We start from the raw sequence: 597 nt of genomic DNA on the forward strand, positions 1-597 counted from the left end.
AAGAAGCAGGCGTATGAGGAAACAAAACAAATGAGAAAGATCACCCCTGCGGCATATAAAAAAGAATATCCCTGGCTGAAAGAGGTCGATTCCCTTGCGCTTGCGAATGTGCAGCTTCATCTGGAACGTGCATACCGGAAGTTCTTCCGGGAACCGGGGACGGGATTTCCGAAGTTCAAGTCCAAACACGGCAGCCGCAGGAGTTACACCACCAATGTAGTGAATGGGAATATCTGGATATCAGAGGGAAGGCTGCGCCTTCCAAAGGTCGGGACGGTTAGGATCCGTCAGCACAGGGAGATCCCTGCGGGATGGCTTCTGAAATCTGTCACTGTCTCCATGGAGCCATCGGGTAAATATTATGCCAGTCTTCTGTTCTCGTTTGAGCTCTGTGAAAACCAAGCAGGAACGGTCAGAGCAGAGAAGGTGCTGGGGATTGATTATGCGATGCAGGGGATGGCAGTCCTTTCTACAGGAGAGAAATGTGAGAATCCGGGATACTACCGTCAGGCACAGAAAAGGCTGGCCAGGGAACAAAGAAAGCTGTCCCACTGCCAGAAAGGCAGCCGGAATTACCAGAAGCAGAAGCGTAAAGTG

General features: G+C 51.1%; 1 protein-coding gene. It reads left to right on the forward strand.

Annotated elements, in window-relative coordinates; translation table 11 throughout:
• On the forward strand, positions 1 to 597 hold a 597-nt coding region (locus tag B5F07_RS22235; RefSeq protein WP_242972637.1), incomplete at both ends, for an RNA-guided endonuclease InsQ/TnpB family protein.

The organism is Lachnoclostridium sp. An169 (genome assembly GCF_002160525.1).
GTDB lineage: Bacteria > Bacillota > Clostridia > Lachnospirales > Lachnospiraceae > Mediterraneibacter > Mediterraneibacter cottocaccae.